This window comes from Acinetobacter sp. 826659 (assembly GCF_000588515.1).
In the GTDB taxonomy this organism is placed as follows: domain Bacteria; phylum Pseudomonadota; class Gammaproteobacteria; order Pseudomonadales; family Moraxellaceae; genus Acinetobacter; species Acinetobacter pittii.
Window position 1 is genome coordinate 313,385 of the sequence record NZ_JFYD01000006.1, and the last position, 21,526, is coordinate 334,910.

Here is a 21,526-nt window from a genome sequence, read left to right on the forward strand (position 1 = left end):
ATCCCTCATCGGATGGTTCTTTTGTTTTGAATAAGCACATCACATTTTCTACTGATACTTTTACAATTATGCCCTTCCCCATTACATGAAGTTTGAGTAATGTCGAATAAATAACCGATGTTTTTTGAGCTTAAGTCATATGAAATAAAAGGGGAAAAATTTATGACGAATACTGTGGCAGTCACTTCATGGAAATACAATGCGACTTCACGTCATCTAAAAATATTTTATAGCGATGGTTCAGGCGAACTTTATCATCCTGTACCAGAATTTATTTATGACAACTTATTACGATCAACAGACAAAGCTGCTTTTGTACATAAATATTTAGAATTCGACTTACACTTTACTCGCCTATCTTTAGTAAATGCTTCATAACATAATGAAATAAGGCCTGCTTTGAACAGGCCTTTATGAATGAATAAATCAGATTTTTAAATGGCTTACCTTGCCACTACAATGCATAAACCAGCGCCTACAGGCAAAATACTGCTCATAAAATTTTCATCTTTTTTAATTAAAGCTAAGAATGAGCTGACTTCAGCCGCATGTGAAATAACATTATCAATAATGAGTACGCCACCTTTTGGCTTCATCAGCCGTTTTAAATCTGGCCAATAATTCTCATACGCAGGACGCTCAGCATCTAACAAAATAAAATCGAAAGTTTCATGAGTTTCTTTTAAATAGTCGGCTGCATCTCCAACCCAAAAATCTACCAATTCATCTAATGCCAGTTCAGTCGCATGGCGTTTAGCTTCATTACTACGATTGGCATCAATTTCAAGCGTGGTTACTTTTCCATGAGTAGCTTGAGCAGCCTCAGCAAGCCATAAAGTAGAGTAACCTGTTGAAGTCCCAATTTCTAAAATTGATTTAGCTTGCTGCATCCGAATAAATTGCGATAGTAATTTTGCAGACTCCGCCTCAATATTACGATACCGCAGCAAACGATCTGTCTGCTGTGCATCATGTCGTTTAAAGGTGTCATATAAATCGGCAACTCTTTGTAAGAAAAAAGTATTTGGCATATATTCACCCTTTAAAATCGTTATTTTATATAAAAGTCGTTTGAGTTAAGTGCTTTGAATTAACTTGAAACGCGGCACGATGCTTCCATCAGCCATTTGCACCGTTTCAGTAAACATATCTAGAGGACGTACCCAAGTTGAATAGTCACCGTAAAGACACTGATAAACGACTAACTCTTCTTCAGTCTCGCTGTGTTTTGCCACAGAAAAAACTTGATAGAGATTACCTTTATAATGCTGATAAATGCCGCGTTGCAATGACATGAAAGTACCTTTTAATGTTATGACATAAAATCTTTACAGCCATATAACATATATAAATTTTTAAATACTTTCACTTTAAAACACTACAAAACATAAAAAAGAACATTTTAGAGATAAATTATTGATCTTACTTATTAATAGCTTCAATAATTCAAAAAACCGATTAAATCTATAAAAACATACTGTTTTACCTATTTTGTGTTTTCACGTACTATGCATCTATTGAAAGAATTTGGATGCATTGGAGTAAAAAACAGATGTTAGATCAAAACATTAAAACTCAATTAAAAGCTTACTTAGAACGTTTAGAAAGTCCAATCGAATTAGTTGCTGCTTTAGATGAATCAGATAAAGCTGCTCAAATTAAAGAGTTAGTGACAGAAATTGCTGAACTATCTGACCAAGTCACTGCCCGTTTTGACGGTAATAATACACGTCGTCCAAGCTTTGGTGTGGCTAAAGCAGGTGAACAGCCTCGCGTGTTCTTTGCTGGTCTACCGATGGGCCATGAGTTTACGTCTTTGATCTTGGCACTGTTGCAGGTGTCTGGCTATGCACCTAAAGTGTCAAATGAAGTACTCAACCAAATTAAAGGTTTAAATCTCAACGCCAACTTTGATGTGTTTGTATCACTCAGCTGTCATAACTGTCCTGATGTAGTACAGGCACTTAACCTGATCGCGATTTATAACCCGAACACCACGGCAACCATGATTGACGGTTCATTCTTCCAAGACGAAGTGGAACAACGCAAAATCATGGCTGTACCGATGGTATTCCAAGACAACGAGCACATTGGTCAAGGTCGTATGACCCTTGAAGAGATTGTGGCAAAACTCGACACCAACTCTGCTGAAAAAGATGCGGCAGCACTGAATGCCAAAGATGCTTTTGATGTATTGGTGATTGGTGGTGGTCCTGCAGGTGCAACAGCTGCAATCTATGCGGCACGTAAAGGTATCAATACAGGTATCGTAGCTGAACGCTTCGGTGGTCAGGTCATGGACACCATGGATATTGAAAACTTTACCTCGGTGCAAAAGACGCAAGGTCCTAAGTTTGCTGCCGAGATGGAAGCACATGTTCGTGAATATGATGTCGATATCATGAACCTGCAACGTGTCAGCAAAATCACGGGTGCCAACCAGACTGCAAATGGCTTGGTTGAAGTTGAACTTGAAAACGGTGCGAAACTTGAATCGAAAACTGTAATCCTTTCTACAGGTGCACGTTGGAGAGAAATGAATGTACCGGGTGAGCAAGAATACCGTACCCGTGGTGTTGCGTACTGCCCACACTGTGATGGCCCATTATTCAAAGGTAAACGTGTTGCTGTGATTGGTGGCGGTAACTCAGGTGTTGAAGCAGCAATTGACCTTGCAGGGATTGTTGAGCATGTAACTCTGGTTGAGTTCGATACCAAACTTCGTGCTGACCAAGTGTTGCAAAACAAATTGCATAGCTTGCCAAACACAACGGTGATTATGAATGCCTTAAGTACAGAAGTGTTAGGTGATGGTTCACAAGTGACTGGCCTTAAATATAAAGACCGTACGACGGATGAAGAGCATGTGGTAGAGCTTGCAGGGATCTTTGTACAGATTGGTTTATTGCCAAACACTGACTTCTTGAAAGACAGTGAAGTTGAATTAACCAACCGTGGCGAGATCATTGTGAATGACCGCAACGAAACCAATGTACAAGGTGTATTTGCGGCGGGTGACTGTACGACTGTACCTTACAAGCAAATCATTATTGCTACAGGTGAAGGTGCTAAGGCATCACTCTCAGCGTTTGATTACATCATCCGTTCTGGGCAGTAAAATCGGTCAAAATCATTATTATTTATTTCAAGCCTAGCATTACAAAATGCTAGGCTTTTTTAATACTAGAGTTACAACTTTTTAACAATTTTCGATCTTTATTAATCATTTACTTTATGTTTATATTTTAGACATCCATATTTGGATGCCATGAATTAGAAGGAAAAACACAATGAATAAATTACTTGTTGCTTTAGGTCTTGCTGCGACTGTTGCCCTTGTTGGTTGTAATAAAGATAAAGCTCCAGAAACTGGTGCGACTACAGGTGAACACTTAGAAAATGCTGCTCAACAAGCAAGTGCTGATATCAAATCTGCTGGTGATAAAGCTGCTGATGATATTGCAACTGCAACTGATAATGCTGCTGAGAAGATCGATGCTGCAACCGATCACGCTGCTGATGCGACTGCTAAAGCTGCAGCTGAAACAGAAGCTACTGCACGTAAAGCGACTGCTGATACAGCTCAAGCTGTTGAAAACACCGCTGCTGAAGTGAAAAAAGACGCTCAACACTAATCGTCTTTAGTATAAAAAAGCCCCTATTGATTAGGGGCTTTTTTGGCTCTTAAAATCTTTTATGAAATTAAGCCTTCATCACGCATCGCAATTTGTACAGATTGACGCTCAGCAACTTTATTACGTAATGCAATAATGTGCTTATACGGTGTTAAGTCATGCTCAATTGAGTTTGACCAATTTGTTAAAACAAATAGATAAGCATCTGCTGGACCAAAATTATCATTTACCAAATAATCGTAATCAGATTCAGACAAATAGTTATCGATATATTTTAAAAGACGGTCGATTTCAGCATAAGCTTTGGTTTTTTCATCACTTGTTAACGGTGCCCCAAAGAAAACTGCATAAGCATCATGCAATTCAGAGTTCAAATAACCCAACCATTCCAATACTTTCGCACGGCCCATACCCGATGGTGGAATTAAATCCTGCTTAGGATCGTGCTGAGCAAGGAAAGGTAAAATCGCAACGTTCTCAGTTAACATTAAACCAGGGTTAATTTCCAAAGCTGGTACATATCCTTTTGGATTAATCTCGTAATAATCTGCACCTTTTTCTGTTTTATGTGTTTTTAAATTTACTCGTTCTAAGTCAAAATCAACATTAATTTCATTTAAAATAATATGTGCAGCTAAAGAACATGCGCCTGGCGAATAATATAATTTCATATCTGATCCTTGTTATCTCATATTAACGTTTTAAATTGCTTCTAGAAAACCTGCAAGGTTTGCACAATTCTTTAATTGTAAAAAAGCGTAAACTTATAAAATACTTACACCATCTAATATTCTTGAAAAACTTATTCCTTGCAAGTTGTCTTGCGTGACGATTGTTTAAAATATGATAAAACACATTTACGTCACGCAATTTTTCCATTAATTACGTTTAAAAAGCTGGCTAATCCAATTCATTAATTCAGTTAAGAAATCAAAAATACCATTTTTCTTATCATCATCAGGCTGGCTTGAATCTTTACCATTTAAATCCAGATCAACAATTACCGGATCATGGTCTGAAGAACGGTAAGCATCTTCGCCATAGAACAAGGCCTTTTGCTCATCCGTTTTATATTCTTCGTTGTAGTCTAAAACGGTTGGCTCATCTGCATTGATATGCCATGCAAAGGTTCGAACCACTTTTGGATATAAAGCTGCATCAGCAATTGCATGATCTAAGTTACCTGCTCCACCATTGCCGTTGGCATCACTCGCAACACCATACACATAGCTATACGCCTGAGTACCCTGACCGACCTTTGTGTCATTAAGTAAAACTTTATAGTTCGCTTTTTCAAATGACAAAATAGGTTCTTCTTTTGCGTAGCTATTCATATCCCCTACAAGTAAAGCATTTTGCTTTTGCACTTGAGTTGGTTTTTTCGGGAGCCATTGCACAATTTGATCAACGGCTTTCACACGAGTTGGGTTCCAACAGCCTTGACCATCTTTTTGGTCTGCGTCAGTAGAGCTAGCATCGACCCCACTACAGCTTTTTGATTTCAAGTGGTTTGGAATAACAGTAAACGTTTTATTACCACGAACGGCTTGGAAACTTTGCGCCAAAGTTGTTCGGTTCTTGTCGCCTAAATCAAGCACAACAGGTTTATTTAAAGGCTTAACACGCTTGCTGTTATAGATAATAGCAACTGCGATCGCATCACCACCTAAACGATCTAGATTTTCAGGAACCACATATTTCCAATCGCTACCTAAAGCTTTGGTCAAATTGGCAATTGCACTGTTAGGCCCATAACCATTGTTCGCAATTTCCATTAAACCGTATACATCGGCGTCAATCGCTTTTAATGCACTCACAATTTTACGATGCTGTTTATCAAACTCAGCTTGTGTTGTCGCACCACGTTCTGTTGGAAAACCCGTTGCGCCATTGTCATAGTTCAAAACGTTAAATGAAGCTACACGAATGTGATTAGCATTTTTAGAAAGGACGCTTTGACGCGGGTTTGTTTGAGTAATAACTTCAGGCTGATTACGTCCAAGCACAGGTTGTACACGCCAACCATTAAAACGATATTCTAAAATACCTTCAGCATTTTTAAGTTGATAACCCGAACGTAGCGTATCGGCAGCGCTAAAATTTGACGGTAACCATGGAGTACGGTTTTGATTGTTATAGCCATCATCAAAAATAATTTTCGATAATAAATTTTTCTGAGCTAGAGCTTTGGCTTCAGGAGATAACGCTGGATATAAATTGGTTGGAATATATAAACGGCCTAGACTCAGCGATAACTCACCATAACGACCATAATTATAGTTCTCACTCACCGTTAAAGTCTGAGGTAGTTTGACCAACATACCTTGATAACGCTGCGGAGAATTGGTTGAGCCACCCGTTAAACTAGCAAACGGAAGTTCGAGACTAATCGGCTGAACTTGATTTGCCATATTGCTATTACAGGTTTGAATATCTTGTTGTAATTGATCTATCTGTAGCTGATTTTGATAAGACGTTAAACGACCACGCAAAATAACTTCATCGCCAATTTGTCCACCTTTTACCGTACTGCTATTTGGGATATAAACAAAAATCGCATTGCTAACATTTGCACGTGCTTTTGTGTCTGGTGTCTGAACATAAAAACCAGAGAAGCCATTGGCATAACGATAATCAGCTGTAATCACACCACGCACAGTATAAGTCTGGTCTTGAGTTGCTGCCGTCAAGTCTGCAATTGGTGTATCTGAGCTTGAACAACTTACCGTTTCAACAGGAGGCTGGGTTGTAGAACCTGATAAATTTGAAAAGTCATTTCGGTTTGCCCATGCCGACCATGAATGGTCCAAATCAAATGCTGCGGTTGCATCAACACTTAAAGCTGGGTTTTCTGTTTCAATACGCTTAAAACTATTTCCCAAGCTTGAAACTGCCGTCCCCCATCCCGCAGCTGGGCGTTCACCAATACGGCCAAAACGGTCTACGGGCGTTCCTTTATAAACGAGTACAACCGCATCATCTCCATTAAAAGATAAAGCAGCGACCTGATTTACTTTACTTCCAAGCTCAGTTTGCAACTCTGAGCGGCCCACTAAAAACTTCTGCTTACTCGCGAGTGTGCCTTGTAAACGAAAAGCCACAGTCTTTGCTGTACCACCATTATTAAATTGTTGAATCTCATAATCAGCTAAATTAACTGTAGCGCCATCTGGATTATAAATTTCCAAGCCTTTTTTATTGCTGCTGCCATCAACATATTGGCTAAACATGAGCTGTGCTTGAGCAACTGAGCTATATGAAAATGCACCTAATGCACTTAAAAAGACCGAAAGTGTTCTTAATTGAAAAGTTTTCATGAGTAAAAGTGTTCATATGAGTTTTAATTAGTCTCTTAGAGTAAATATTGATCATGACATCTACATGAAGAAAAACACCGAAACATTTGACTTGAACACGTGAAGACTTAAAATACCGCATTTGAATTTCAATATTGCCAAGGTTATGTCGATCGATCAGTTAGAAACGCAAATTGCAGACTTAGACAATTTGCCTGAACACCGTGAAATTGTGACGTTTATGCGTCGTTCAGCACCACTTAATACGTCTCAACGCACGGCATTAGAACAACATCGCGATTTAATTTTGGAATATCCTGTTGGTGACCTACGTCAACACTTCGAACACCCAGAGCGTCCATTAACTGTTGAAATCGGTTTTGGTATGGGTCGTTCGTTAGTACTTATGGCAAAAGCGAACCCTGAACGCAACTATGTGGGTATTGAAGTCCATGTACCAGGTATTGCTCAATGCCTATATGAAGCAGGTATAGCAGAAGTTAAAAACTTACGTGTACTTGATGCAGACGCGATTCAGGTTCTACGTGAAATGCCAGACAACAGCATTAACTGTGTTCAGCTTTACTTCCCAGATCCTTGGCAAAAGAAACGTCATTTTAAACGCCGTTTTGTTGCTCATGAGCGTATGCCATTGGTTGAACAAAAACTTGAGCTTGGTGGTACGTTCCATGCTGCAACAGATTGGGAACCGTATGCTGAATGGATGCTAGATGTATTAGACAATCGTCCAGACCTTGAAAACTTGGCAGGTAAAGGCAACAGCTACCCACGTCCAGACTGGCGTCCAGTGACTAAGTTTGAACGCCGTGGTATTGAGTCAGGTCATAAGATTAATGACTTTATCTTTAAAAAGATTAAGTAAAATTTGACTACCAGATAGCGAAAAAATGAGGGCATTAGATATTAGTATTTAATGCCCTTTTATAAGAATTAATCATTTCAATTCAGTAATAGTATACATATGAGCTATTTCCCAAGCTATTTTTTTTGCTTTTAAAATATCATCTTTATCAAATTCATCAATCATTTCAATAATTTTCCTTTCAATTCTTAGCATCTTTACAGTGTCTTTTTTAATTTCACTATCTATTTCCTTCCACAATCTTTTTATTTCAAAAAAAATATCTTGCCACTCTTTCTTTTCACTCTCAGATAAATGATTATCTTGAGTATTATTTGAGATTAAGGATAATTTATTTTCTATCCATATTAATTTATCTTTTAATAACATTTACAAATATCTCTCATTTAAGTGAATTTACATAGTAGCTCTGAAACATTATTTCAATTTATTAATGTCGTATAAATCTGCAAGCTCCCAAGCTATTTTTTTTCCTTCCACCTTATCTCCCTTATCAAAAGCATCAATCATTTCTTGAAGTTTAAGTCCCACATAATCGGCTTTTACCAGATCTTTTTTTATCTGTGGTCTAATTTCAGACCACAATGCTCTTAACTCTTTTATTTCTTCTTCATGAATTGCTGCTTGAGTAGGAAAATACTCAAGAAGCCACTCATCATAATTATCTGGAGCACAATGCGCTACACTAACAAGAGAATCTGTTAATTCACCTAATTTTTCTCTTAAAGACATTTTAGTTATCTCCTATTAATATTTACTTAATTTATAAGTTGGATTTGTAACCAAAGGAGTTTGGAAATGGATATTTGGTATACCATAAGAGCCTCCTATTTGTGTCGGGCGAATAATAATCGTATTACCTGGGCGAATTTGATTCCACTTCTGAAGTTGAGGAGTAGCATGAGATTTCAAAGCTATGGTTGTATCTAAATATAAGTTCATACCGACACGGTTATCTGGAATTCCAAATTCCTGAGTTATCGGATCTTTCATTCTGCGATTCACAGCCCATATATAAGATTTACTATTTTCAGAAATTCCTTCACTTTTTGCAAAAAATCTTAAATTACGTCTCACACGAGTATCTATTTGTTGCCCAATTTTTGTAGCAAAGTTTGTTCTCTGTGGTTGTTGAGCCATGCGTTCTTTTGTAAACAGTGGAGCAACCTCTTTCATTGCTTCATCATATGCTTTATCAGTTGCTTGTTGTTGAATAGTATAAATTTTTTTCTCAAACTCTTTAACTGTCATTTGAGATTTGCCTATCCGTATTTCTTTATAATCCTCACCCCAAGTTTGGACTAAGCGGTTATGTTCAATAACTGCTTCATATTGCCCTAAAAGTTTATCTATTGAACGACCATAATCTATACTTTGTCGACCATCTGCAGAAATGTTTCTTTCTAGTGGGGCAATGCTTATATTCCCATTACTCTGTTGCTTAATAGCATCTTGTAATAGCTTTACCTGATTTTTTGCAACATCATCATATCTCGCCTTACTTAATTGGCTTGCAACTTCCAGATTCTTTGGAACTTCACCTAATAATGCCAGTGGATCAGCAACAATATTTAGTATGCTATCAAATTTGCTATTTGCCTCAAGAGGTACAGTTCTACTCGGAACTCTAGTATTTCCTCCTGCAACTTCTATTACTTTTGCATCAAAAATACTTATTTCAATTTCAGCATCAAGTCTAATCTGCTTTAGAAGATCGTCTTGCAACCACCTTCTAGAAACGTCCATATCCTCCTCTTGGTTAATACTATTTATAGATATTCCATTATCTTCATCTAAGAAACCTTGTTTTTGCAGACCAAGCATCTCATTTGATAAATTTTGATTATTATCACTTATGCTTTCCCCAAACTGACTCCCTAGTGTGTTTGCGATCGCTGCCATGGATACATTTAAATAATCCGGTTTCGTTCCACCAAACCACTTGTCATCAATAGCCGATGCTATATTTGCTCCAGCTATTCCGGAAGCATAATTACCAGCTACTGCACCTAATTTATTGAATACACCAGTATAACCTAGCCCAGTAGCAGCTACAGAACCAGCAATCGATGAACCTAATGCAGCCCAACTAAAACTTTGATTATTCCCGAATACCTGATTAGTAATATAATTTGCCCCATAGTTAACTGCACCAGTATATGCGGCAACGCCAATTCCCTGAGTAAAACTCGCTTGACCGTTTTGAACAGCATTAATTGCTTTTGCCGCAGTCTGAGCCCAGCTATAGCTTTTTGCTAAATTAGTTACGCCCGCTCCCACCCCGGCAGTAACACCTGCGGTTAACGCTGACATACCTACTTGTGACCAAGAGAAACTATCAACAACCCCCATGGCCTTACCAGCCAGTTGAGATGCTGCACTTCCAACCGCTGCACCTATCATAGCCGCACCAATAGAACCTCCCGCTAAAGCAGCCATACCACCAGTGAATGCTGCTCCAGATGCTAAAGCAGCCCCTGCAGCCCCTGCAGCAGCCCCCATGGTTCCTCCACTAGCCAATACACCTAATGCTGCTGATGCAGCCCCTGCGGTATAAATGGTTACCACAACCGCCACTACGATCATTACAATCTGGGCAATACCACCACACTTCTTCTTCGGCTTCGGTGGCGGTGGCGGGCTCGGTACTGTCGGCTGGGTATTCCCAATCGCCTCTCCCGGGTTATAAGGCCGGAACGTCTCACTGTTGTTGTGGATGTTGGTGACCTTGTTCGGAACCGTTAATACCTGTCCCGCAGTTAACTTGTCCGTCGCACTCAAGCCATTGACATCAGCCAGCATGTACCACATCGAAGCATCACCCCAAACCGATAAGGCAATGCTTTGTAAGGTATCCCCGTTATTCACCACATAACTGGTCGATGCACTCGATGGATACTGCGCATTAATCGGCTCAAAGTTCTGGTCAAAGTCCGCCGATGAAATCGGTTTAAAGTCCTTGGCCTGAGTCGCTGTCGCACGGTTGCTTTGCAGGTTCTGTACGTAGTCTTCACGCGATGGACCATCGTTACTCAAGTCACCTACACGCTGCCCGTTGACATAGTAGAAGTTACGGTAACGGTTCATGCTGCTATTGAGCCATTCGTTTCGCTGTAATACCATCCCTTGTGAGTTGTTAATGTAAGTTGCTAATCGTGTATTCTGTGCATTCTTGTCATCCACAAAACCGCTTAGGTGGCCGTTGATGTTATAGCTCAGGCTGGTTTCACCTTTTAAGCTGTCCACCGTCGTGGTGATTTTGCTTTGCTTGGCACTGTCCCACCACTCATAAGCATATTGAGTGGTCTGGATGGATCCTGAGGTCGGTGTCATCACCGTCTTGTCAAGGGTCACCTTATCTGCAAGGTAGGTATATTGTGTTGTACCCGCACCATTACCACCTTCTTTTTTCTGCTCGGTAATCTGGTTATCTTTGCTATAGGTGGTTGTAGTCGTTTGATAGACTGTATCGCTATTTTCATTGTTATCGGTATATTTGGTTACCCGGCCCAAGGCATCGTTATAACGGGTAGATATCGTATATTGGGTACCTAGAGTACCTGTACTGGTATAATCAGCATTCTTTACCGTCTCAAGGTAGCCATCAGTGGTATAGCTATAGCTTTCCTTATGTGCCTTGGTCGAGTTCAGTGCATCTTTACCATAGTCTGCTGTCAAGCGTTGGCCCAACTTGTCATAGCTGATGGCAATACCAGTATTACCACGTTCTACTTTCTTGGTTGTACTATTCAGTACCCCCATACTGATGGTAAAGCGGTTCATGCTGTCGTAGCTGTACCAGAAATCCTGAATCTTCGGTGCAGCATTTACAGCATCACGGTAGTTCGCCAGCATATGTACGATATTGCCATTACCATCATATTCATAATGAATGTTGAAGGATTGGTCCTGCACACTAATCTTACGGTTTAAGCTATCGTAATTGATCAAGGCATTCTGGAATACCCGTGGCTCACCCACCTTGCCATTGAGTTCCTGATAGCGTTCTTCAATGCGGTTACCGTTGTTGTCGTAGCGATAGGAAGTTAACAGGTTGAGTGCAGTATCTCGTATTTCCTTGATCGAACCGTTACTGTAGTAGCTATAGTCAAGGCTCTGGCCCTGGCTATTGATTTGTTTGGTGAGCCAGCCCCCTGCATTATAAGTATAGGTAAAGACATGTTCACCCTTGTCGGTATGCTTGATGGTCCGGCCAAAGTAGTCCTGTTCATCTACCAGAGTTTTACCGAGTCCATCTGTTTCCGTGCGTCTAATGCCACCCTTACTGCTGTTTAGATTGCTAATTGTCGCATCGTAAACATAATCGACTTTGGTGGTTACCCCTTCAGCGGTTTTACTCTGCACCACACGGCCTAAGGCATCATAGTCTGTGGTGGTAGTATTCTTCAGTGCATTGGTTGCACTCAGGCGATTACCCAATTCATCGTAGGTGAAGGTGTCGATGAGGCTGGTTTGTACTCCACCCGAAGTAATGTGATTAGCGCCTACCGTCCCCGTGGTTCGTGCTGCACGGGTAATCTGGATCAGGTTGCCATTGATATCGTAGCTATAGCCCGTTTTAACGCCCAGTGCATTGGACTGTTCAATCAGGTTTCCATAGACATCATATAAATTACTGACCTCACCCGTATCGGCATGGGTTTCTTTCTCACCCAGCCAGTCTCCGGTTTCAAGGTTACGGCCGTTTAAGTAGCTTTGCTTGTTGATATTGCCATTGGCATCTTTACTGGTCAGTAAGCGGCCACTTAAGTCATAGCCATACTCAAGGGTTGGGGTGCCTTGTACAACCGTACCATCTGACTTACGGATATCGACTGTAGGGAGAACCTTCTTGGTCAGTTTACCCATGGTGTTGTAGCTCAGGCTACTAGTATTACCATTGCCATCAGTTTCACTGATGATTTCACCAAAGGCATTGTAGGTCTGTGATTTAACAATCTGGCTGGCACGGTCACCGGAACCGTTAATCACCCACTTGTTTTGCTGGCTGCTACCGTTGCCTTTACTGTCAATACTGAGCTTACCCGGTACAAAGGCAATGACCTTGCCTGCACTGTCATAGAGCTGGTAGAAGTACTCATAGTTTTCGAAGCCTGACTTTGGCACCAGATCATTTAGGTTCCAGCGATAGATCCCATTTGAAGAAGTAATACTGACTTTCTGGAACTGGTTGCTGCTGGCCCAGTAAGCATCGCTATTGATATCGGCACTGACCAGATCGGAAACAAAGTTGCCGCTCGCATCGACCTGACGTTTACGGTAGAACAGCTCCATCTTGCTGCCGTTGTTCTGGGCAGGCTGGAAGTCAAGCCAGCGATCGGTAAGGCTATTGGTATGAAGACTTTTCCCTCCTCCTAAACCCACCTCTACCGAACCAGTAGCTTTATTTATTATTTGATCTGAACTATTTAGAGTTTCATAGCTATAATATATAGGTACTGTGCCGAGTATATTTAAAAATACTTGATCAGAAACATCTAAAATAGCTTTACCATTTGCATCAATATTAAGAATTGATTCAGAATTTAAATTATTGACACTAGTTCCATATTTTACTCGAATTTTACTACTTCCAGTAGGTTGACCAGAGAATACAACCTTATTACTAGCATAGTCCTGAGAAACATAAGAGTTCAAAGTAAAATCATAACGGCTTTTAGAACTATTATAAGCACTCAAAGAAAGTGCTCCAATTACAGTATTAACCTCTATAGGATTACTTAAAGTATCATCTTTATACAAAGCTTTTAATCTAAAAGTGTAATCTCCCGCCTGACTAAATAAACTATATTGAGTTTGACCATAAAGAAAACCATCCCCTCGAGAAAATCTAGTACGAACTTTATCATATGGATGATAACCGGATTCCAAGAGATCACTTCGAAGAGCTTCAATCTCAATTTCATTTGCCATATATTTATCATTCTTTTGATTAAATGCATATAAGTATGGCTTTTGGTTAATAGCATAAGGATCATAATTTTTAAGTGGGGCAACGACATTCTGAACAGCATAAATGTCATTATAACTTGCAATAATAAAACCATTACCATCAATATTAACTGGATTAATATTTTTTATATAATTAAAATCAATTATAGCTTTCTGTCTACTTACAACATTACCATTAATATCCAATGAAACATATTCTAATTTTCTATCTGAAAAACTATTAACTCCAAAAACTATATCAAATACAGTTAAATCCATATTAAACTGACCATTGATTGTTTTATCTTTCTCCATAAAAATAGAATAACCATCAATAAATAAAAGAACTTTACTGACATCTTGTCTTTGATTTTTGAGTTTTAATATTCTATTCTCATATGCAATAATATCATTTGAACTTGATATTGATCCCTTTGAATTTAAGAATAAATTATCTTCTGTACGTATTGATGTGTGATCAACAATATATGGCGTATGAGTTTGATTATCAAAACTATAACGTCCTCTGCCTCCTACTAACTTATTCCCTAGAGCATCTACACCGAAATATTGAAACTCTAAATCATTAGATATCTGATAAACTTCATAGCCCTTATCATCAATAAATTTTTCGATCAATCCTGAAGAAGGAGTAACTTCTTTCCAACCTTGATCACCTTCTTTTTTAGTATAAAATAAAAAATTAGTCACTCCATCAGGTATATTATTAAAAACTATTGTTTGATATGAGCTACGAATATTTTTTATTGTTGAAATAAAATCAGTCGTAATATTTTTATAATATTTACCACCAACTAAGCTATAAGTATTTAAAAATGAGTTTGTTGCATTTATATCCTCTATTAAGTTAAAGTCTTCCTTATTTTTCCAAACAAAACTATCATCAGCAACCTTCAATTCCTCATTATTATGTTTTTTTGAAATTTGAATTTTAATAGTTCCACCAGAAACAAAACTATTTATTCCATCTAAAATCGCCACGGAAGTATTATTCGAAAAAGTTTTCGTAATCTCTTTTGTATTAATTATAACTTTTACTATAAAATCTCCACTATAACTATTTAGCACGGGGAGCTTAATAGTAAGAGAGTTAAGATAATCCTCTTTAATACCTTTCCAAACTTTTTGAGTACCAGTTGTAGTTTGTTGAGTAATAGTAACTACATCTTTTAAGTTATAGTTCACTTCTAAACTATCTTGAACTGAGTTTGTACTAAGTGTAGCTTTTGGAATAGTTGATATATTAGGTACCAATGAAGGATTGGCACTTACTGTTCCACCTGAGAATACATCCACCACATTCACAGAGCGCTTGATCGCCCCTGTGCCACTATCCAGTACCTTACCGGCCGCATCACTGCTGCTGTAACTATAGCTATACTCGATATTGGCCTGAATCGCCCCAATGTCCAGCACGAACAATCCTGCTGTGGTGGTTGCCTGCATATCCACGGTGAGGGTATTACTCGCAGTGGCGGTACTGCCCTTCGGCCAGTACTTGATCATCACCCGCTTCGCCTGGGCATTGGCCTGAATGCTCAGCTTCTGGGTCTCGGCATTAAAGCTCAGCTTGCTGGCACTATCCGTCAGGCTCACCGTCGACTTGTCCACCGTCCGTGAAATCGTCTGGTTAAACAGGTTTAAGCTGGTGTCCAGCTTGTCCTGGTTAAACTTCGGCTCCCGTACCTCAACCACCTGGTTACGCTTGTCATATACCGTTTCGGTATAGCTGACCCCGGTCAGATCCTTAAGCTGATCAGCACTCTTGGCCGTGATGCCTGTACCCGTGGTATCCAGCTGCAAGGTCGCATTGCCATTACGGTCATATAAATAATAACGGGTCACGCCATTATTGGCATTGCTCTTCCACACCTTGCCCTGATTGTTATATTCGGTCACTTCCTGCCACGAGTCCGTGCTCTTGGTGGTACTGTCAGTCTTGACCAGACGTTTGCCGGTAATCTCGCCAAACACGTTATAGCGGGTTTCACGTTCCTCCAGAGTCTTCCAGCTGATCGCAGTCGCACCGGTCGGAATGACGCCTTCATTGGTCTGGCGGGTAATCTCCTTACCCATCAGGTTATATTCAATCAGTGTTTCATCATACTTGGTGATGCCATCGTTGGCCTTACGGCTATTGCTGGTCCAGGTGCGGTTACCCATCAGGTCATAGCCATAGTTAACACTATGGCCCAGGCTGGCATCGGTTTCCTTGATCAGTCGGCCCAGCTTGTCATAGCTATACTGGGTCACCCGGTCATCGGTACTGACCGTATCATTGGTCCCCAGTACCGCACTGCTCGATAACAGTCCCAGTCCGTTATAGACACTGGAAATCCGCTGCTTGACAGTAACCCCTTTACTGTCGTAACTACCGAAGGTCCGGATGCTCTCACGCCCCAGTTTGTCATACGTGATATTAAGGGTTTCACCTGCGCTTTCTTTCTTGGTGAGCACTTTATCCAGTGCGTTATAGGTAAAGTAAGTCATGCTGCTGGCTGTTTTAAGCACACCGTTATCGCTATAACTGACATTAAGCAGCTCGGTCTTGATCACCCGCCCCAGCTTGTCATAAGTACTCACGGTGGTACGGTCATTCCCTGCATCTTTAGCTTTAACCAGCGAAGCAGTCAGACTCGTGAAGGTATCCGCACCCGTGACAGCACGGCTCAGTTTCTTGGCATATTTGACTTCAGTCAGGATACTCAGTTGAGACGTCGTGTCATTGCCATAACTCCAGCTGGTTGCATAGCCTTCCTGGTCAATCGCCAGGATCTTGCGGCCTGCCTTGTCATAATAGCTATAACTGCTATTGCCCTTAGCATCCTCAACCCGAATGATATTGCCATTGCCATCATAATAGGTCTTTTCAATGGCACTCTGGGTGATCAGTGCACCCTTGCCCTGACTATCATATTCATAGCTTGCAATATTCGGGCTAAGCACACTGGTCTGGCGTCCAACCTTGTCATAGCCATATTCAACTACACGCACATTACCTGCTGGTGTCGCTGGTACAGCGCCTCCTGCCTGTGCCGGCAAGCTGACTGGCGTTTCATAGCTTTGCAGCTTGGTCACTAACCCCGCTGCATTGTATTCCCAACGGGTCAGGCCACCCAGCGGATTTACTTCTGCGATCTTGCGGCCATTCTTATCGTAATAGCTAAAGGTCTTGGCCCCGTTGGCCTCTGTTTTTAAGATCTGGTTGCCATAGCCATCATATTGATAGCTTTCTTGTGCAACACTACTTGTGGTCTCGACCTTGCCTTTTAAATATGGTTTGGTTGCATCCTTAACCTGTAACTGAACCGTGCTGACCGCTTCTGCAATCTTGGCCGTCAGGCGATTAAGGTTGTCATATTGATAGACCGAAACCCGCTGCTCAGTCAGCCCGCTCGCCTCCACCTGTTTGGTTTTATTGCCATAGGCATCGTATTCATACAGATGCGTGACCGGCTTACCTGCCGATAGCTCAGGCAGGATTTCCTTGATCAGTCGACCCAGTTTGTCATAGCTGTAGTTATACACGCCACCCAGTTTATTGCGGTAGGTGGCAGGCTGAGCTGACCCGTCCGTATAGGTATAGGCTTCATAAGCCCCTGAAGCATCCTTAATGACGGTCTTGCGGTTTAACTTGTCATATTGATAAGTGATATCTGCATAGACCACCCCAACATTCCAATAAGGCTGAGTGGTAGGTGCAACTTCCGTACTGCTGGTTAAGGTTTTAATTCCCGTATATAAACCATTGGCATCGAAGGTCTTATCAATCTGGTTAGCAGGTGATAAGAATTTACGCTCTGTAACCTGATTACCAAACACATCATAGGTATAGATGGTAACGTAGCCTTCAGGATCGATCTTGACTGTATTCCGGTTTAAGGCATCGTAAGCGAAGTAGCCCTTATTGCCGAGTTTATCCTTGACCCAGATAACATTGTTAAAGGCATCATAACCGGTTTCAACCGTATTACCCTGTGCATCGGTTTCCTTGACCTTACGGTTTAGTGCATCATAAGCATACTGGGTCAATGCATGCTCAGGTAAAGTCGCTATGTTATAGCTGGCATCCAGCTGTGCCAGGGTACTGCTACGGCTTAAGCTGGTTGCTGCATTAAAGCGTGCCGTGCTTGTCACATTATCAAAGGCATCATAACTGTAACGGGTTACATAGCCCTGGGCATCAATCTGGTAGCTGAGTCGGCCATCCTTATCATAATAGGAACTGGTTTCACGGTAATTGGTCGCAGCCAGCAGTTTAATGCCCTTATCCAGATTGTCTGCTGTCAATGCCGGACGCGGGACTGTAAAGTTCCCCGCCGTATCCTTGCTTCTAAGTAAATCTAAAATACCATCACTGTTCAGGGCAGTCTGTTTAACCGAAGTCTGCAGGCCCTGTGCATTGTAGCTATAAGCCGTGACATAACCCAGCGCATCAATATCATGGCTGCGACGTCCCGCCTTGTCATAGAAGTATTTCGTTTCCTGCATCTTGCTCGCAGGTAAAAGCAACATGGCCGCATTGCAATTCGCGACTGTGGTCGCAGGTCTGGCCGTATAGGCCCCACTGGCATCTTTAGTTCTAAGCAGGTCTAATAATTCCCCGATAGTGACTGATGCCACCTTCTTGCTCGCCACATTGCCTAAAGCATCATAGCTATAGTGGGTAAAAAAGCCCAGCTCGTTCGTATCAACGACCTTGCGTCCGACCATATCATAGAGTGTGCCACTCACTGTATAGGCCGGTGGTGTTGAAGACAAATAAACGGTATTGAGATCAGCCAGGGTACTGCTACGGCTTAGCGGGGCCGCCAAAGCAGTGGTGTACTTGACAGTATTGGTAATCTGTCCAGCGGCATTGGTGTTATATCGGGTAACATAACCCAATGCATCGATCTGGTAGGCAATCCGGCCGACCTTGTCATAATAGTAATTGGTCTCACGGTATTGGGCATCGGTCAACAAGGCCAAGCCGGCATCATAGTTTTCAATGCTTGCAGGTGGGCGGGCGCTTAAGTTACCTGCCGCATCCTTGGTTCTCAGTAAATCAAGTATTGTTCCATAATAAAGTGCGGTTTCTTTTTTACTCGTCAGACTCCCCAGTTCATCATAGCGATAACGGGTCAGAATGCCATGCTGGTCAAGGTCATAGACCTTTCTGCCCAGCTTGTCATAATACATATAGTGGATAAAATAGGCGGGCAATGTAGATGCCTTATAAACCCCATCCATCTGTGCCAAAGTACTGTTCCGGGCCAATGTGGTCGCGACTCTAAAGTCCCATACTTGTATGATCTGATTCAGGGCATTATAGACATTACGGGTCACATAACCCGCTGCATTCATGCTGTAAACCATCCGGCCCAAGGCATCGTAATAGTAAGACTGGGTTTGCGCAGAGGCTTTGGCTGTGGTGAGGGCAGTCTTAATGCCATCAGCAGTTAATGTCCCCGTCAGGTTAACACCTTATCATACTGAAGCACATGTGCAACTTTACCCAGCTCATTATATTGGGTTTCAGTCACTGCACCTTCGGCATCAACCCGGTAGATTTCCAGCCCATCTTTATTGTAAACAAAGCGGCTCAGGTTGGCCGTGGTTTTACTGACCGTTACATTGGCAGCAGTCACGATATCTTTGCTCGCCCAGCTACTGACATCTTGTAAGGCGGTATATTGATATTGGGCAATCACCTTGCCATTGAGATCATAAACCGATCCGCTGACAACGCCCAGGCTATTAATGGTATAGACCAGCTGGTTCATCGCGTTATAGACATACCAGCTGCTATTGCCCGCCTCATCAATCTTACGTGTGACATTACCATTGGCATCGTAACGATACTCAACCTTTAAGGCCAGTCCACCCGGGTCTTTCACCTCGGAAATCCGTCGTCCCAGCGCATCATAAGTATACACCGTGGTCAGGCCCTTATCGGTTACCTTGACCTGACGTCCGGTCTCATCATAGCTATAGCTGGTCAACAGTTTAAGGCCCTTGGCATCCTGAGTGACTGAGATCAGGTTCCCGGCCTTGTCATAGCCATACTGGGTTACCCGCTCATTGGCACTGCCTTTGGCCTCTATCACTTCAAGACGCTGGCCTAAACCATCATAGCTATAGCTGGTTTCCTGGCTCTCGGTCGCAGATAATGTAACAATCTGCGAGATGACCCGGTTGGCATTGTCATAGTAATAGCTGGTCTTTACTCCGACCGCATCGGTGCTTTCGCTTAATAACCCTGTTTTCTTGTCATATACATAATTGGTGGTCGCCGCTACCGCATTGGTCTCTTTGGTCTTTTGTCCATCATCATTATATAAATAAGTGCTTTTACCCTGATTGGCCTGTGTAACCTGCACCACATCACCAAACTCATTATATTGAGTGGTGGTCTGCAAACCTTCCGGGCTTTTAACCGTTAGGGTCTTCGCCTGATCATTATAGGTATAACTGGTCAGGTTATTGTTGCGATTAACAATAAGCTGACGCCCCCAGGCATCATAAGTGGTTTTGGTGACCCCTTGATCTGCTGAGGTCACTTGGATGATACGACCCTGATCCTGGCTGTAATCAAAGCGGGTAACATTACCATTGGCATCGGTTTCCGTGATCACACGGCCATAGGCATCGTACTGCTTAAGTGTGGTGTTTTTTAAGCCGGTGCTGTCTAAAATGGTACTCGTCAGCTCGCCTCGTTTGCTATAGGCATAGCTGCTTTGTAGTGTGGTTTTGGTGGCTCCTAACGTCACCTGCTGGGTCTGTTGTTCCAGCTCACCATACAGGTTATAAACTGATGCAATGCTATTAGAAAGCCCATCGGTCTTTTTACTGACTTTGCCCAGCTTGTCATATTCAAGTTTTTCAATGCGGTCCCTGGTCGCATCTTTAATCGCTGTCACTAAACTGCTAAAGGTCGTGGTCAGCTCACCCCCTTTGAGGTTCTTGCCGACACCCACCGCATTCGCCAACGCACTCGGGGCTGTAGTACCTGTAGCCAGATCGGTGGCTGTAGCCGCCAGGCTCTTGCTATATTGCGTGCTGCTGGCAACTTCACCAAACAGACTATAACCGGTTTCAACCACATTGCCTTCGGCATTGATCTGATGAGTCAGACGGCCTGCTTTGTCATAATAAAATGTGGTCAGTTGCCCTGCCGCACTCATGACCTGGGTTTTTCTGCCTGCTGCATCATAGAAGGATTTAACCGCATACTGGTTATAGACCTGTTCAACCTGATCAGCCGTCATCCCGCTCGTTAACTGATTGGCCGCTTCCCCCCTTAACACCTGGGTGACTTCACCAAAGGCGTTATAGCGGGTATAGGCAACACGTTCATTGGTTGTGTTCGCAGCCAGCGTCTCCTTAATGAGACGCCCCGCCTCATCATAGACATAGCTGGTAGTTCCCTGACGGGGATCAACCACTTTGATCAAACGCCCTTGCAGATCGTAAGATTTAGTGCTGTCTTGATAGGTGTTATCTGCAGGTAACTTAATAATATCTGCCCACACGCTGGTACTGCTCACAGTCGCGGTGGTGGCCAAGGCATACTGACGTGTGGTTACGCTATTGGTTTTTTGGTTATATAAATAGGCCGTGACGAATTTCTTTTCATCCACTGTCCCAATCAACTGGCCTTGCGCATCGTAAAAATAGAAACTGCTCAGTATCGTGTTATCTGTACCGGTTGGTTTGAGCTGTGCCAACGTCCCGGTCGCACGCAAGCTCTCGGTCGT

The 21,526-nt window shown here is 41.9% G+C and carries 11 protein-coding genes and 1 pseudogene; 4 read left to right on the forward strand and 8 right to left on the reverse strand.

The genetic code is table 11. From position 1 onward, the window contains the following. The first annotated feature begins 162 nt into the window (after positions 1–162). Complete coding sequence (locus tag J663_RS14430) at positions 163–378, forward strand: KTSC domain-containing protein (protein WP_002119898.1); 216 nt, start codon at positions 163–165, stop codon at positions 376–378. Positions 379–443: 65 nt separating this feature from the next. On the opposite strand, the gene J663_RS14435 is transcribed toward J663_RS14430, so the two are convergent. After that, positions 444–1,031 (reverse strand): O-methyltransferase, encoded by a 588-nt coding sequence (locus tag J663_RS14435; protein WP_032037833.1) that lies wholly within the window; start codon positions 1,029–1,031, stop codon positions 444–446. A 45-nt stretch (positions 1,032–1,076) separates the two neighbouring features. After that, positions 1,077–1,295, reverse strand: coding sequence for a DUF1653 domain-containing protein (locus J663_RS14440; RefSeq protein WP_004702746.1), 219 nt, complete (start codon positions 1,293–1,295; stop codon positions 1,077–1,079). 257 nt (positions 1,296–1,552) lie between these two features. Here J663_RS14440 and ahpF point away from each other — a divergent pair, with 257 nt between their 5' ends. Beyond that, positions 1,553–3,118 carry an alkyl hydroperoxide reductase subunit F gene (gene ahpF / locus J663_RS14445; protein WP_033850603.1) on the forward strand — a complete coding sequence of 522 codons (1,566 nt, stop codon included), beginning with the start codon at positions 1,553–1,555 and terminating at the stop codon, positions 3,116–3,118. A gap of 172 nt (positions 3,119–3,290) precedes the next feature. Then, positions 3,291–3,635 carry a hypothetical protein gene (locus tag J663_RS14450; RefSeq protein ID WP_002121546.1) on the forward strand — a complete coding sequence of 115 codons (345 nt, stop codon included), beginning with the start codon at positions 3,291–3,293 and terminating at the stop codon, positions 3,633–3,635. A 59-nt stretch (positions 3,636–3,694) separates the two neighbouring features. On the opposite strand, the gene J663_RS14455 is transcribed toward J663_RS14450, so the two are convergent. Together J663_RS14455 and J663_RS14460 are read right to left on the reverse strand one after the other, a co-directional pair. Beyond that, a complete protein-coding gene (locus J663_RS14455) occupies positions 3,695–4,306 on the reverse strand; it encodes a glutathione binding-like protein (RefSeq protein ID WP_002121577.1) in 612 nt (203 codons plus the stop codon). 207 nt (positions 4,307–4,513) lie between these two features. Then, positions 4,514–6,952, reverse strand: a complete 2,439-nt coding sequence (locus J663_RS14460; RefSeq protein ID WP_033850571.1) for an ExeM/NucH family extracellular endonuclease — start codon at positions 6,950–6,952, stop codon at positions 4,514–4,516. Positions 6,953–7,097: 145 nt separating this feature from the next. On the opposite strand from J663_RS14460, the gene trmB reads away from it, so the two are divergent. Continuing rightward, a complete protein-coding gene (gene trmB / locus J663_RS14465) occupies positions 7,098–7,814 on the forward strand; it encodes a tRNA (guanosine(46)-N7)-methyltransferase TrmB (RefSeq protein WP_004642023.1) in 717 nt (238 codons plus the stop codon). Between the two features lie 72 nt (positions 7,815–7,886). Here the strand turns inward: trmB and J663_RS14470 are convergent, their stop codons facing one another. The 4 genes and pseudogenes from J663_RS14470 to J663_RS19645 form a co-directional block, all read right to left on the reverse strand. Then, positions 7,887–8,183, reverse strand: a complete 297-nt coding sequence (locus J663_RS14470; protein ID WP_031946968.1) for a hypothetical protein — start codon at positions 8,181–8,183, stop codon at positions 7,887–7,889. A gap of 48 nt (positions 8,184–8,231) precedes the next feature. After that, the gene (locus tag J663_RS19100) at positions 8,232–8,546 is read right to left on the reverse strand and encodes a hypothetical protein (RefSeq protein ID WP_050598825.1); all 315 of its coding nucleotides are present in this window, start codon (positions 8,544–8,546) and stop codon (positions 8,232–8,234) included. A gap of 15 nt (positions 8,547–8,561) precedes the next feature. After that, the gene (locus J663_RS19105; RefSeq protein WP_228132956.1) at positions 8,562–19,133 is read right to left on the reverse strand and encodes a LysM peptidoglycan-binding domain-containing protein; all 10,572 of its coding nucleotides are present in this window, start codon (positions 19,131–19,133) and stop codon (positions 8,562–8,564) included. Positions 19,134–19,240: 107 nt separating this feature from the next. Beyond that, a pseudogene (locus J663_RS19645) lies at positions 19,241–21,526 on the reverse strand (hypothetical protein); the annotation flags it as partial.